This window comes from Streptomyces sp. NPDC058157, from assembly GCF_042884105.1.
Taxonomy (GTDB): domain Bacteria; phylum Actinomycetota; class Actinomycetes; order Streptomycetales; family Streptomycetaceae; genus Streptomyces.
In genome coordinates this window covers 1-12,779 of record NZ_JBHVUQ010000198.1, presented here as the reverse complement: position 1 = coordinate 12,779, position 12,779 = coordinate 1, and the positions used below count along the sequence as shown (strand labels likewise).

General features: G+C 74.0%; 13 protein-coding genes. 8 read left to right on the top strand and 5 right to left on the bottom strand.

Annotated elements, in window-relative coordinates:
- On the top strand, positions 1-2,060 hold a 2,060-nt coding region (locus ACFVXK_RS32045), incomplete at its 5' end, for a transglycosylase domain-containing protein (protein WP_389618650.1).
- Positions 2,061-2,081: 21 nt separating this feature from the next.
- Here ACFVXK_RS32045 and ACFVXK_RS32040 read toward each other — a convergent pair.
- A complete protein-coding gene (locus tag ACFVXK_RS32040) occupies positions 2,082-3,398 on the bottom strand; it encodes a hypothetical protein (protein ID WP_389618648.1) in 1,317 nt (438 codons plus the stop codon).
- Between the two features lie 255 nt (positions 3,399-3,653).
- On the opposite strand from ACFVXK_RS32040, the gene ACFVXK_RS32035 reads away from it, so the two are divergent.
- From ACFVXK_RS32035 to ACFVXK_RS32025, 3 genes are all read left to right on the top strand, one after another.
- Positions 3,654-4,661 carry a glutathione S-transferase family protein gene (locus ACFVXK_RS32035; protein ID WP_389618645.1) on the top strand — a complete coding sequence of 336 codons (1,008 nt, stop codon included), beginning with the start codon at positions 3,654-3,656 and terminating at the stop codon, positions 4,659-4,661.
- A 102-nt stretch (positions 4,662-4,763) separates the two neighbouring features.
- Complete coding sequence (locus tag ACFVXK_RS32030) at positions 4,764-5,306, top strand: hypothetical protein (RefSeq protein ID WP_389618642.1); 543 nt, start codon at positions 4,764-4,766, stop codon at positions 5,304-5,306.
- Position 5,307: 1 nt separating this feature from the next.
- Complete coding sequence (locus ACFVXK_RS32025) at positions 5,308-5,865, top strand: hypothetical protein (RefSeq protein WP_389618639.1); 558 nt, start codon at positions 5,308-5,310, stop codon at positions 5,863-5,865.
- Between the two features lie 62 nt (positions 5,866-5,927).
- Here the strand turns inward: ACFVXK_RS32025 and ACFVXK_RS32020 are convergent, their stop codons facing one another.
- Positions 5,928-6,980 carry a M36 family metallopeptidase gene (locus ACFVXK_RS32020; RefSeq protein WP_389618636.1) on the bottom strand — a complete coding sequence of 351 codons (1,053 nt, stop codon included), beginning with the start codon at positions 6,978-6,980 and terminating at the stop codon, positions 5,928-5,930.
- A gap of 550 nt (positions 6,981-7,530) precedes the next feature.
- Here ACFVXK_RS32020 and ACFVXK_RS32015 point away from each other — a divergent pair.
- The gene (locus tag ACFVXK_RS32015; RefSeq protein WP_389618633.1) at positions 7,531-8,709 is read left to right on the top strand and encodes a methyltransferase domain-containing protein; all 1,179 of its coding nucleotides are present in this window, start codon (positions 7,531-7,533) and stop codon (positions 8,707-8,709) included.
- Between the two features lie 164 nt (positions 8,710-8,873).
- On the opposite strand, the gene ACFVXK_RS32010 is transcribed toward ACFVXK_RS32015, so the two are convergent.
- On the bottom strand, positions 8,874-9,197 hold the full coding sequence (locus ACFVXK_RS32010) for a plasmid stabilization protein (protein WP_389618630.1): 324 nt from the start codon (positions 9,195-9,197) through the stop codon (positions 8,874-8,876).
- Between the two features lie 168 nt (positions 9,198-9,365).
- Here ACFVXK_RS32010 and ACFVXK_RS32005 point away from each other — a divergent pair, with 168 nt between their 5' ends.
- The gene (locus tag ACFVXK_RS32005) at positions 9,366-9,548 is read left to right on the top strand and encodes a hypothetical protein (RefSeq protein WP_389618627.1); all 183 of its coding nucleotides are present in this window, start codon (positions 9,366-9,368) and stop codon (positions 9,546-9,548) included.
- The gene (locus ACFVXK_RS32000; protein WP_389618625.1) at positions 9,545-10,060 is read left to right on the top strand and encodes a DUF5709 domain-containing protein; all 516 of its coding nucleotides are present in this window, start codon (positions 9,545-9,547) and stop codon (positions 10,058-10,060) included. The genes ACFVXK_RS32005 and ACFVXK_RS32000 overlap by 4 nt, the downstream gene beginning before the upstream one ends.
- A gap of 125 nt (positions 10,061-10,185) precedes the next feature.
- Here ACFVXK_RS32000 and ACFVXK_RS31995 read toward each other — a convergent pair whose 3' ends face one another.
- Together ACFVXK_RS31995 and ACFVXK_RS31990 are read right to left on the bottom strand one after the other, a co-directional pair.
- The gene (locus ACFVXK_RS31995) at positions 10,186-11,148 is read right to left on the bottom strand and encodes a TIGR03557 family F420-dependent LLM class oxidoreductase (protein WP_389618622.1); all 963 of its coding nucleotides are present in this window, start codon (positions 11,146-11,148) and stop codon (positions 10,186-10,188) included.
- Positions 11,149-11,410: 262 nt separating this feature from the next.
- The gene (locus ACFVXK_RS31990) at positions 11,411-11,791 is read right to left on the bottom strand and encodes a helix-turn-helix transcriptional regulator (protein WP_389618619.1); all 381 of its coding nucleotides are present in this window, start codon (positions 11,789-11,791) and stop codon (positions 11,411-11,413) included.
- Between the two features lie 128 nt (positions 11,792-11,919).
- Here ACFVXK_RS31990 and ACFVXK_RS31985 point away from each other — a divergent pair, with 128 nt between their 5' ends.
- Complete coding sequence (locus ACFVXK_RS31985) at positions 11,920-12,777, top strand: STAS domain-containing protein (protein ID WP_389618616.1); 858 nt, start codon at positions 11,920-11,922, stop codon at positions 12,775-12,777.
- The last annotated feature ends 2 nt before the right edge of the window (positions 12,778-12,779 follow it).

The window sequence follows — 12,779 nt, the reverse complement described above, 5'->3', positions numbered from 1 at the left end:
GGCCGGGGGCGCGCCGGCGTCCCAGCGCGGGGGCGGGCCGACTGCGGGCGCTCGCACCGGTGCCGGCGCGCGCGCTCGGGCCCGTCGTCGCCCGGGTGCGCCCGCTGCTGCGGCGGATGCGGCCGGCCTACCCGCGGCCCGGGCGCAGCGGCTGGCGCCGCTGGATACCCTCCTGGCGCCAGTGGGTGGGCGCCTTCCTGTACCTGGTCACGGGTCTCGTCGCCTTCGTCGGCATCGCGTACGCCACCACGGACATACCGGACGACCTCAACTCTTTCGCCACACAGCAGGACAACGTCTACTACTGGGCCGACGGCTCCACGATGGCCCGGACCGGCTGGGTCAGCCGGCAGGAGATGCCCCTGGACAAGGTGCCCCCCAAGGTCCAGGGCGCCGTGCTCGCGGCCGAGAACGCCAGCTTCTACACGGACCCCGGGGTCTCCCCCTCCGGGGTCATGCGCGCCGTGCGCGCCGCGCTCACCGGCGGCGAGACCCAGGGCGGGTCCACCATCACCCAGCAGTACGTGAAGAACGCCTACCTGAACCAGGACCGCACCCTCTCGCGGAAGTTCACCGAGATCCTGCTGGCCCTGAAGCTGGACAACCAGACCGGCAAGAAGCAGATCCTGCAGGACTACCTCAACACCAGCTGGTTCGGCCGGGGCACCTACGGCATCCAGCGCGCCGCCCAGGCGTACTACGGCAAGGACGTCTCGAAGCTCAACGCCAGCGAGGGCGCCTTCCTCGCCTCCCTGCTCAAGGGCGCCGGCCTGTACGACCCCACCCTCGGCCCGGAGAACCACAAGCGGGCGGTGGAGCGCTGGAGCTGGATCCTGGACCGCATGGTCGAGACGGGCGCGCTCACGCCCGCGGAGCGGGCCACGTACAAGACGTTCCCGGAGCCCACGGGTCCGGGCACGGCCGGCACGCCCGGCGCGCAGAACGGCTACCTGGTGGAGCTGGCCAAGGCCTACGCGATCAAGGCGGGGCACATCAAGGACTCCGACTTCGACCTCGGCGGCTACCAGATCTACACCACCTTCGACCGCTCGCGGATGGCCGCGCTGACCGACGCCGTGCAGAAGGCGCAAGGGGACTTCGACGCGGAGAAGCGGCCCGGGACCGACACGCACGCCAAGATCGGCGCGGCGAGCGTGGCCGCGGACGGCCGGCTGCTCGCGGTCTACGGCGGGCCCGACTACCTCAAGCAGGGGTTCAACCAGGCGAACTCGACGACGATCCCGGTCGGGACGGCGTTCACGCCGCTGGTGTACGCGGCGGCGCTCGAGGAGGGGGTGGTGCGCACCCGCGGCAAGGACCGGACGCCCGTCTCGCCGTCCACGGTGTACGACGGCAACGACCAGGTGACCGTGCAGACGCCGGAGGGCCCGTACTGGGACCGCAGCGGCAAGGTGGTCAAGGGCCACAACGACGGGAACAAGAGCTGGGGGCAGGTGACCCTCCAGCAGGCGGTGGCGAACTCGGTGAACACCCCCATGCTCCAGCTCGGGCTCGACGTGGGACTGGACCGGGTGGAGACGTTCGCGGAGCGGGCCGGCCTGCTGCCGTCGAGCCTCGGGACGCGGATCCCGACGTTCTCGCTCGGGGAGAACTCCAAGCCCAGCGCGATCCGCATGGCCGGCGCCTACGCGACCTTCGCGGCCGACGGCATGCACACCGACCCGTACTCGGTGCGGTCGGCGAGCCGCAACGGGGCGGCGGTGCCGCTGGAGGCGCCGAAGCCGGTCCGGGCGATGTCGGCGAAGACGGCCCGGTCGGTGACGGAGGCCCTGCGGAGTTCGGTCACCGAGGGGGCCGCGAAGGCCGCGGCCAAGGCGCAGCCGGGCGCGGCCGGCAAGACGGGGACGACCGCGGCGAACACGGCGGGCTGGTTCGTGGCGAACACCGCGAAGGAGTCCACGGCGGTGGTCGTCTACCGGATGGCGCTGACCGACCTGATCGCGCTGCCCCTGACGGGGCTGGGCGGGGACGCGCCGGGAACGCCCGGCAGCGACCGGGCGGTGCGGCTGTGGACGGACTACATCAAAGCGGTCAAGTAGGGCGCGGCGGCCGCGTCCGCCCTACTTGACCAGGGTGCTCCACTCGGGCGCCTGCGCGGGGTCGAGCATCCGCAGCTGGGCCAGGACCTTGGGGTCCTGGGCGTCGAGCCAGTCCGACAGCTCCTTGAAGGACACGCAGCGGACGTCCTGGCGCGGGCAGACGTCCCGCATGACGTCCTCGACGGCCTGCATGTAGATGCCGCCGTTCCAGTCCTCGAAGTGGTTGCCGATGAACATGGGGGCCCGGCTGCCGTTGTAGACGCGGTTGAAGCCGTTCAGGTAGGAGGCGCGGGTCTGCGCCTCCCAGCCCCGGTACTTCGCCGGGTCGCCCTTGGTGCTGTCCCCGGACTGGTTGTAGAGGAAGTTGAAGTCCATCGAGAGGACCTGCAGCTCCTTGCCCTGGAGGGGGACGAGCTGGAGGGGGAAGTTCCAGATGCCGTTCATCTTGGAGGGCCACAGCTGGAAGTCGCCCGAGGAGCTCGCGTCGTAGCGCCAGCCGTACGGCTTGATCGCGGTGAGCAGGTTCTTCTGGCCCTCCAGGCAGGGCGCGCGGCCGCCGACGACCTCGCGGTCGGGGTCGAAGGGCAGGGGCGCCTCGTTGGTGAAGCCGGTGTTGGTCTTCCAGTTCTTGACGAACCCGTACGTCTGGTCGATCTCGCTCTTCCACTCGTCGGCGCTCCAGTCCCCGCCGCCCTTGGGGCCGCAGAAGTGCCCGTTGAAGTGGGACCCGATCTCGTCACCGTCGGCCCAGGCGCCGCGCAGCTGGGCGAGGGTGGACTTCACGTGCGGCACGGTCGGGTAGGAGATGGCGGACGAGCCCTGCGGGTGCTGCGGGGGGTGGTAGAGCGTCTTCTTCGCGTCGGGCAGGAGGTAGATGCCCGTGAGGAAGAAGGTCATGTGGGCGTTGCTCTCCTTGGCCACCTGGCGGAAGTGGGAGAAGAGGTGGTCGTCGCCCTCCAGGGCGCCGTCCCAGGAGAAGACCACGAACTGCGGCGGCTTCTCGCCGGGCTTGAGTTTCTCCGGCTTGAGCTGTCCCGGCTGCGGCCCGGTGTAGGAGGTGGAGCCGTCGCCCAGCACCTTGACCTTCCCGTCCCAGGGCTGCTCGGCGCCCTTCGCGGCGGCGGCCGCGTCGGCGGCGCTCTCGCTGGCGGCGAGCTTGGCCTCGCCCTGGGCGGGGGTGCCGCCGAGGGTGAACGCGTACGCCGTGGCGGCCGCCCCGCCGATGGCGAGGACGGCCACCGCTATGCCCAGGCGCTTGCGGCTGCGTGCCTTGCGCTGGAGCTTGCGGGCACTCCGGGACTCCGTCCGGGCGCCCGGAACGGTGTCGGTGTCGGCCATGCCTGTCGTCCCCCCTGATCACCGCAGCCGGGCCGCCGCGCGTGGATGGTTCGTACGAATATAGAACTTGTCGGCACTCTTCCCGCACCCCGGACCCCCCTGGCCCGTCGCTTCACAGCCATCTCACAGCACCTCCTGGAGGTGCGGGGCCCACATCCCCTGTCCTTCCCGGAACGTTCGCCTCCAGTCCAGTCGCGTCCAGCCCGCGGGGACGCGCCCGCGTTCACCACCGCCCGCCGCGGGTAGGCGCCGCACATGAGCTACGTCACATCCGGCGAGGAGTTCTCCCGGGACGACCGGTACCTGACCACGCGGATCACCGCGGACGGCCGCGACGGCTTCCCCGTGGAGCCCGGGCGCTACCGCCTGGTGGTCAGCAGGGCCTGCCCGTGGGCGAACCGGGCGATCATCGTGCGGCGGCTCCTCGGGCTGGAGGAGGCCCTCCCCATGGCCGTGGCCGCGCCGGTCCACGACGAGCGCAGCTGGAACTTCGGCCTGGACCCGGGCGGGCGCGATCCGGTGCTCGGCATCGAGCGGCTCCAGGAGGCCTACTTCGCCCGGGACCCCGGCTACGACCGGGGGATCACCGTGCCGGCGGTCGTGGACGTCCCGACCGGGCGGGTGGTGACCAACGACTTCCCGCAGATCACCCTCGACCTGTCGCTCCAGTGGACCGCCCACCACCGCCCGGGCGCCCCCGAGCTCTACCCGTGGGAGCTGCGCCCGCAGATCGACTCGGTGAACGAGGTGGTGTACCGGGACGTGAACAACGGCGTCTACCGGGCGGGCTTCGCCGGCTCCCAGGAGGCGTACGCGCGGGCGTACCGGCGGCTGTTCGACCGGCTCGACCGGCTCTCCGAGCGGCTGGCGGGCGCCCGCTACCTCGTCGGCGACACGATCACGGAGGCCGACGTCCGGCTGTTCACCACCCTCGTGCGCTTCGACGCCGTCTACCACGGGCACTTCAAGTGCAACCGGCGGAAGCTGAGCGAGATGCCGGTGCTGTGGGACTACGCCCGGGACCTGTTCCAGACGCCGGGGTTCGGGGACACGATCGACTTCGACCACATCAAACGGCACTACTACCTGGTGCACACGGACATCAACCCCACCGGCATCGTGCCGGCCGGTCCCGACGCCCGGGACTGGCTCGCGCCGCACGACCGGGCCGCCCTCGGCGGCCGCCCCTTCGGCGACGGCACCGCCCCCGGCCCCGTACGGCCCGCCGAGGCGGTCCCGCCGGACCACAATCCGCTGCGCTGAGGCCCCGTTCACCTTTTGTTGCGACTCATTCCGGTTTGCCGTAGGGCGGGGCGGGCAGCCGCGCCCTACGGGCGACGCCATCGCCCGGGACGGAGGACCGAGATGTCGACAAGCACACTCATAGCCGTAGTGGTGGCCGCGGTGGTCGTGGTGCTCGCCATCACCGTGACCCTCGCGCTGCTCGGGCGGCGGCGTCATCTCCGCCACCGCTTCGGACCCGAGTACGAGCGCGCGGTCGAGGAGAAGGGCGGCGTCCTGGCCGCCGAGCGCGACCTGCACGCCCGCGAGGTCCGGCACGACAAGCTCGACATCCGGCCGCTGCCACCCGAGCGGCGGCGTCAGTTCGCCGACCGGTGGAGCGAGGTCCAGGTGCACTTCGTGGACCAGCCGGCCGGCTCGGTCGACGAGGCCGACGACCTGGTGGCGAAGCTGATGCGGGAGCGCGGCTACCCCACCGACGGGTACCGCGGCGCCGTCCGTGACCTGTCGGTCGAACACGGCCGGACCCTGGAGCACTACCGGGCCGCGCACGACGTCAGGTCGCGCAGTACGGCCGGACAGGCGACCACGGAGGAACTCCGCGCGGCGATGGTGCACTACCGCGCACTGTTCGACGAACTGCTGACGGACCAGAGGAGCCGGTGACATGGGCACCCACGACGACGACATACGGCGGGGCGGAGCCCCCCTGACCACGGAGGACCTCGCGGGACCGGGCGCGGCCGGCGAGCCGGACGCGGGACCCCCGGTCTACCCGGGCGAGGCGACCGGGGAGCCCCTGTCCGGCCGGTCCCTGTCCGGCGGATCCGCCGGCCGGGACGAGGAGGACGAGGACCTGCCGGCCGGACGGACGGACGACGAGCCGGCGGACCGGCTCGCGGAGGACTCCCTGGACGGCCCGGCGGCCGGCGCCGCGGCGGGCGCGGGCGGTGACGGGCAGCCGCTGCTCGACACCGGGGACGCGGAGCACTACCGGACGGCCTGGGGCGAGATCCAGGGACGCTTCGTCGACGACCCGCGCGAGGCGGTCACCTCGGCGGACACCCTGGTGGCCGAGGTGATGCAGAGCCTCGCCGGCACCTTCGCCTCGCACAAGCAGGAGCTGGAGGGGCAGTGGCAGCGCGGTGACGACGTGGCGACGGAGGACCTGCGCCAGGCCCTGCAGCACTACCGCTCGTTCTTCAACCGCCTGCTCAACGCCTGAGCGGGCACGTCCCGTCCCGCGGGTGCCGCCGGCCCGGACCGGCGGCACCCGCGTACGTGTCCCTAGACCCCGGGGATCTGCCGGGCCCGGAAGGCCGCGCGGACGGCGGCCGCCGCGTCCGCGCCGTACATGCGCTGGGCGGTGGCGACGGTCGTCAGCGCCGCGTCCTGGAAGCCGGTGTCCGGGCGGAAGCCGAACTGGGCGTTCACGATGATCCGGCCGGCCGTCCGCGCGCCGAGCGACTGCCGGATGTCGAACAGGGCCCGGGACCAGATCTCCCCGTCCGCGTGGACCTCGCCGACGCGGTCGGCGTAGACCTTGTTCCCGTCGATGCGCCGCAGGCAGTGCGGGGCGGCGCTGTACTCCACCGAGTCCCAGTCGCCCACGCAGGCCAGGTCGGTCTTGCGCGGCCAGCCGTAGCGCTCGTCCGCGTTCGCGCCGACGGAGACGGCCAGGAAGTCGCCGAAGGCCTCGCCGATCGCGCCCGCCTCCGGCGAGGTGCCGAAGCCGGGAACCTGGGCGTTGTGCACGGCGTGCCCGTACTCGTGGACGATGACCTCGGCGTCCTCGGCGTCGTCCACCCCGCCCTTGCCGAAGCGGATCTCTGCCTTCTTGTCGGAGAAGAAGGAGTTGTCGGCGCCCCACTGGTTGATCCGCACGGGCTGCGCACGGTCGTTGGCGCCGGGCAGTTCGCTGCCGAATCCCAGGCCCTGCAGGTACTCCTGCGCCTCGTTGACCCAGAAGTACGCCATCACCTGCTCGAAGCCGTCGTCCTTGCGGCTGAAGGAGGCGGCGTCCGCGACCCGGACGGGGGCGCCGGTCTCCGAGCGGATGGCCGCCCACCTGCCCGAGAGGGTGCCGCCCGCGTCGAGGTTGCGCAGGGCGGCGAGGGTGTAGGCGGAGGCGGGGACGGCCGCGGCGCCGTCCTTGCCGTCGGTGAGCGTCTGGTCGCCGGAGGACTGGACGGGGTTGACCATGAAGATCCGCCCCTGGGGCGGCGGGGAGGCGGCCGTGGCGGTGCCGGCGGACTGGGCGGAGACCGGGCCGGCGAGGGTGAGCGTGGCCACGGTGGCGGTGGCCGCGGCGACGAGGCCGCGGGATATGCGGCGAGCCATACAGATCCTCCTGGGACGGGGGGTGGGAGGTGTGTGCGTGGTGCGGGCGTGATCCTTGCGCACGCGGCCCCCTTTTGACCAGGCCTCGGACACCCCGGGGCGTGGGTGCTCCCAACGCCGTTGCGGGCGCGGGGAGTCGGACCGTCCCGTCCCGTGGTGGGCGCCGGCCGCCGCGTTCACCGGGACGGTGGCGGGGGCCTGGGCTCCCGCGGGCCGCGAGCGCGGCCTCGGCCACCTCCACAGGAGCAATGTGAACGGGTCACTTCGGCTTGCATCTGCTGCGAATCGTGGCGTGAATGCCTCTTGGATGATTAACTGACACCCACCGGCCCCGGACGGGCGAGCGGCTCTCTCCGTCCCGGGATCGCCGGCCTGAGGCCCCTGCGCGCCGATCGCGGTGTTCGCCGCGCAGGGGCCATGAACCGTTCCCCGGCCCGCGGGCGGAGCGTCCCACAGGTGGAGACGGCCTGGCATATGCGTGCTGTTCAGGCGCATCCTTGCGTAGATGCCGTACATATCGGCACCACGGGCTCGGATCTGAGGAGTGGCCATGGCGGTCGTCGTCGTACAGCGCGGTTCCACACAGGCCCCCCGCGCCGTGCGCGAGGTGCTCGCCGCGGCGGGGCTGACCGCACGCACCGTCCTCCTCACGGACGGCGGCGGCGCCGCGCCCGACGGCCTCGGCGGGGTGGACGGCCTGATCATCCTGGGCGGCCCCCGGCCCGGCCCGCCCCGCTCCCCCGGCCACGTCCTCGTCCGGGAGGCACTGGCCGCCGAGGTGCCCGTGCTCGCCCTGGGCGCCGGGGCGCTGCTGCTGGCGCAGGACCCGGGGCCGGCCGAGGAGCCCTGGGCCGGGCCCGACGGCGGGCGGCGGCTGCGGCTCACCGCGGCCGCGGGCACCGACCCGGTCTTCGCCGGGGCCGGTCTGCCCTGCGGCGGGCTGCGGCCGGCCGCAGGGGCGCTGGAGTTGCCGGCCGGCGCGGTGGTCCTGGCCACCTGTGAGGGCTACCCGGAGCAGGCGTTCCGGGTGGGTGCCAGCGGCTGGGGGGTGCGTTTCCTCCCCCAGGGCCCCGACACCGCCGACGCGTGGGCCGGCCGGATCCTGGCCCGGTTCGCGGCGCTGGTCGCCGCCCGCGCCGAACACACCGCCACCCGCGCCTTCTTCACCCGGCGGGCCGATGCCTGGGAGGAGCGGTTCGCCTACCAGGCACCGGCCTACGAGGCGGCCGTCGCCCGGATGCGGCTCGCTCCCGGCGGGCTCGCCCTGGACCTCGGCTGCGGCACCGGCCGGGCCATGCCCGCGCTGCGCGCCCAGGTCGGGCCTTCGGGACGGGTCCTGGGCATCGACCTCACCCCGGCCATGCTCGCGGCCGCGGCCCGGCACGGCCGCACCCGCCACGGCGACCTGCTGGCCGCCGACTGCACCCGCCTCCCGCTGCCCGACGCGTCCGTGCGGGGCGTCTTCTCGGCGGGGCTGCTGGGCCACCTCCCGGACGCGAGGGCCGGCCTGAACGAATGGGCCCGCGTCACCGCGCCCGACGGGGTACTCCTCCTCTTCCACCCCTCCGGCCACGCCGAACGCGCCGCCCGCCACGGCCGCCCCCTCGACCCCGCCGACCCGCTGGCCGAGCACAACCTCCGGCCCGCGCTGGCCGCCACGGGCTGGCGCCTCGACGTGTACGAGGACGCCCCCCACCACTTCCTGGCCCGCGCCGTCCGCCGCCCCTGACCCGCAGCGAGGGCCCGGCCCCGGGGGAGGTGAGGGGGGCCGGGCGGGACCACGGGGGTCGTGGACCGGGGGGAGGATCACGACGCGCCCCGTGGTCCCGTTGCGCGTCTGCCCCGCCGACGCGGCCCCAACCCCCCGGGGCTGCGGATCCCGGCGGCGCCGGGTCAGCGGCCGAGGGCCTCCTTCAGTTCGGCCTTGTCCATCTGGGAGCGGCCCTTGATGTTGCGCTGCCTCGCCTCGTTGTAGAGCTGTTCCTTCGTCGGTCCCTGGGAGCCGCTGTGCGACCGCCGGCCGCCGCGCTCGGACGAGGACATGTCCTCGATGGAGGACCTGCTGGCCGTCTTCGACTCGCCGGAGCGGGCCCGTTCCTTGTTCACGGTGCGGGCGGCGATCTCCTCGGCCCGCTTCGTGGACTCGCCGCGGTCGAGCGCCGACTCCTTGATGTGCTCGTACTGCCGTTCCCGCTTCGGGGAGGAACCACGGGGCATGGTCTTCTCCTTTCCCTGCCTCGGGGGACGGCCGGCTCGCGCCGGCCGTGTCCCGCGCCTACCCGCTCCGGGCGCGGTCATGGGCAGCCGTGTTCACCCGTTCGCCCTGGCATGGGCCCGCGGATCCGGGGCAGAAGCGCGCATCCGAGAGTCGCAGAGGAGGTCGCCATGCCTGCGAAGGGAAGCAGCCACCCGGACGGGACCGTCCGCCGGGCCGCCGCGGAAGCCGCCGCTCCGTGGCAGGACTTCGACGAGGTCATCGAGCGGATGCTCGACCTGTTCGGCACCGGTGGCCCCGCCGGGCGCGGGAGCGGCGGTGAGCACCCGCCGGAGAGGAGCCGACGGCCATGAGCGAGAGCGGGACGCGGGGGGACGAGGTGTACCAGCCGCGTGACGAGGCGGAGCCCGGGGAGTCCCAGCCGGACATGGAGAACGCGCTGGACGAACCCGACCTGGACCAGACCCTGGACAGCGGCTACTCCCCGCCCGACCGCCCCCTGGCGGTCACCCGGCACGGCACGACCGCCGAGGAGCAGCGCGCCGGGGAGACCCTCGACCAGCGCCTCGCCCAGGAGCAGCCGGAGCCGGACGGCACCGGCGCGGGCCTGGGATCCGAGGCCGCTCCGGGCGAGGACCTGGCCGGGGCGGGCGGTGACGGCGGCGAGGACATCACCGGCGACCCGTACGGCGACGCCTCCACCGCCGGGCGGGAGCGGGCGGGGCGGATGGCCCCGGCCGAGGAGGGCCGCCCGGTCCGGCACATCTCCGTGCTGGCCCGCGACGCCGGGATCAACGGCGGGGCCGCCTCCGCCGAGGAGGCGGCCGTGCACGTGGTCGAGGAGGAGCCTGACGCGGAGCCGTAGCGGGCCGCGCGGGCCGTCCAGCCGTACGGCCGGCCCCGGGAACGAGGTGTTCCCGGGGCCGTCGCGTGCGCTCGGCCGCGCCGGCCCGGTCAGTTGGGGAAGCGCTGCCGGACCCGGTGCTTGCGCTAGCGGGAGGGTGAGAGGGCGGGGAGGACCTTGGTGCGGAAGTTCTCGAAGAAGGGGGCCTGGCCGGGGCCGATCTGGCCGATGTAGACCTCGTCGAAGCCGGCGTCCACGTACGCGCGGACGGCCTCGACATGGGCCTCGGGGTCGTCGCCGCAGGGCACGGACTCCGCGACCTGTTCCCGGGTGACCAGCTCGCTCGCCTGCTCGAAGTGGGCGGGGGTGGGCAGGATCTGGGCCAGTTCGCCCGGGAGGAGTTCGCTGGGCCAGAGGCGGTGGACGGTGTCCACGGCCCGGTCGCGGTCCTCGTCCCAGCAGACCTTCAGCCCGCCGGCCACGCGCTTGCCGGCGCCGCCGCCTTCCCGGAAGGCGCCGATGAGCTCCTCGTCCGGGCTCATCAGGACGTACCCGTCCCCGATGCGCCCGGCGAGTTCGGCCGCGTTGGGTCCGAAGCCGGAGACCAGGACCGGCGGCGGCGCGTCGGGCACCGTGTACAGGCGGGCGTTCTCGACGGTGTAGTGCTCGCCGCGGTGGCTGACGAGTTCGCCGGTGAACAGCCGGCGCATGACCTCGACGGCTTCCTCCAGCATGGCGGCCCGGTCGGCGAAGGGGGGCCAGCGGTCGCCGTGGACGTGCTCGTTGAGGGCCTCGCCGGTGCCGACCCCGAGGGTGAAGCGGCCGTCCAGCAGCACGCTGGACGTGGCCGCGGCCTGGGCGGTGACGGCGGGGTGGATCCGGACGGTGGGGCAGGTGACCAGGGTGGTGACGGGCAGGGAGACGGTCTGCGAGAGGGCGCCGATCACCGACCAGACCAGGGGGCTGTTGCCCTGGGCGTCGTTCCACGGGTGGAAGTGGTCGGAGATCGCGAGCCGGGTGAATCCGGCGTCCTCGGCCCGGCGGGCCTGGTCGAGCAGTTGCGCGGGGGTGAACTCCTCGCACGCCAGGAAATAGCCGAACTCGGTCATGGACAGCACCTTTCGTCGGGTCGGGCGGCCCCCGTCGCCGACCGCGGACCGCGGGCCGCGCCGTGGGCTCCTGGTCCGCGTCTGCCCGGGCTCCGCCGCCGGACACCGGGGGCGGGCCGCCGGTGTCCGGCCCCGTGACGCGTGAGGCGTCAGCCCCGGCCCGGCACTGGCCAAGTCCATCTGTCCGGCGATGAGTCGGGGAGGGACTCGTCATGCCCCCGAGCCGTCGGCCTCCGGCCCCGCCGCGCGGGCCCGCGCCGCCTCACCGCCCGGCGGCGCCCCCGATCCCGTGCGGTTCGATCAGCCCGGCGGGCTCCCGCGGCCCCCCGGCCGTGGGCAGCGGGCCCGCGGCGAGGAGCTCGAGGAGGCCGATGATCTCGTGCCCCGCTTCGGCCGGGTGGCGGAACCGGCCGCCGGGCACGATCGCGTACCGGTTGCGCCGCCCGTCGGCGGCCCGGTCCCGCAGCAGGTAGCCGTCCTGCTCCAGGTCGGCGACGATCGCCTGCACGGTCCGTTCGGTGAGACCGCAGCTCACCGCCACGTCACGCAGCCGGACCCCGGGGTCCCGGGAGATCGCGAGGAGGACGCGGGCGTGGCTGGTGAGGAAGGTCCACCGGGGCCGATGCTCGCTGATCGGTTCCATATCCCCCACTATGCCGCATATTGGGGGTGATGGATTACCTGTATAGGATTTCCGGTAAATCTTGACGTACGTGCTGAATCTGTTGAAAATCCGATCAGAGCATCATTTCGGGCCTTCTGGAGATCCCCATGAACGCCTCCGCCGACGCCGAGATCCCCCGCGGCATCCCCCGCGACGAGCACGGCCGTCCCGACGGGTCGATGAACGTGACCGTCCGCCGCGACGGCCCGGGCACCGCCGCGGTCCGGATCACCGGCGAGGTCGAGCCCGGCCAGGCCGACGAGCTCAGGCTGGCGCTGCTGGCCGCCCTGGACGCCTGTCCCGGCGGGATCAGCCTCGACGTCGCCCGGGCCAGGTTCCGCGACGGCTCCGGACTGAACGCGCTCCTCGACGTGGAACGCGAGGCGGCGGCCCGGCACCGGCCGCTCACGGTCACCGCCGCCCCGCCCGCGGTGCGGCGCCTCCTCGACGTGGCCGGCCCGCCCGCCCCCGCCACCGGCGGGGCGGTCCCCGGTACGGTGCGGCCGGGGACGGCGCCGCCGCAGCCGCGCGGCGTGCACGGCTTCGAGGTGTGCCGGGCACTGCTGGAGGCGCAGGACGCCGACGGCGGTCACTGGGTGGTCTTCCTGGAGGGCTCCGTGGAACCGGACGAGCGCTCGGCCCTGCGGCACGCCCTGGCCGGGGCCGACCCGGGCACACCGGCGTACGTGGTCGAGCTCGGAGGCCTGCGGCTGATGACCCCGGCGGCCACCGCCGTGCTGGCCGAGCTGGGACGCACGCTGTCCGCGCACGGCCGGCGCCTGCTGCTCGTGGGCCCGCACCGGCTGACCGACCCGGTCGTCCAGCTCAGCCGCACGTCCGGCTTCGTGGAGTTCCACGCCCACCTGGACCGGGCCCTGGCCTCCGCCCGCGCGAGCGGCCCCGGCCACCGGGGCGCGGACCGGCCCGGGCCGGTGGACGGCCGGACCGGCGGGCGGCCCGTCTGACG

What these genes read in the sequence shown, in the direction of transcription:
- ACFVXK_RS32030 (WP_389618642.1), top strand. Translation starts at nt 4,764, where the DNA reads ATGTCGACAAGCACACTCATAGCCGTAGTGGTGGCCGCGGTGGTCGTG.
- ACFVXK_RS32010 (WP_389618630.1), bottom strand. Translation starts at nt 9,197, where the DNA reads ATGCCCCGTGGTTCCTCCCCGAAGCGGGAACGGCAGTACGAGCACATC.
- ACFVXK_RS31995 (WP_389618622.1), bottom strand. Translation starts at nt 11,148, where the DNA reads ATGACCGAGTTCGGCTATTTCCTGGCGTGCGAGGAGTTCACCCCCGCG.
- ACFVXK_RS31990 (WP_389618619.1), bottom strand. Translation starts at nt 11,791, where the DNA reads ATGGAACCGATCAGCGAGCATCGGCCCCGGTGGACCTTCCTCACCAGC.
- ACFVXK_RS32005 (WP_389618627.1), top strand. Translation starts at nt 9,366, where the DNA reads ATGCCTGCGAAGGGAAGCAGCCACCCGGACGGGACCGTCCGCCGGGCC.
- ACFVXK_RS32000 (WP_389618625.1), top strand. Translation starts at nt 9,545, where the DNA reads ATGAGCGAGAGCGGGACGCGGGGGGACGAGGTGTACCAGCCGCGTGAC.
- ACFVXK_RS31985 (WP_389618616.1), top strand. Translation starts at nt 11,920, where the DNA reads ATGAACGCCTCCGCCGACGCCGAGATCCCCCGCGGCATCCCCCGCGAC.
- ACFVXK_RS32035 (WP_389618645.1), top strand. Translation starts at nt 3,654, where the DNA reads ATGAGCTACGTCACATCCGGCGAGGAGTTCTCCCGGGACGACCGGTAC.
- ACFVXK_RS32040 (WP_389618648.1), bottom strand. Translation starts at nt 3,398, where the DNA reads ATGGCCGACACCGACACCGTTCCGGGCGCCCGGACGGAGTCCCGGAGT.
- ACFVXK_RS32020 (WP_389618636.1), bottom strand. Translation starts at nt 6,980, where the DNA reads ATGGCTCGCCGCATATCCCGCGGCCTCGTCGCCGCGGCCACCGCCACC.
- ACFVXK_RS32025 (WP_389618639.1), top strand. Translation starts at nt 5,308, where the DNA reads ATGGGCACCCACGACGACGACATACGGCGGGGCGGAGCCCCCCTGACC.
- ACFVXK_RS32015 (WP_389618633.1), top strand. Translation starts at nt 7,531, where the DNA reads ATGGCGGTCGTCGTCGTACAGCGCGGTTCCACACAGGCCCCCCGCGCC.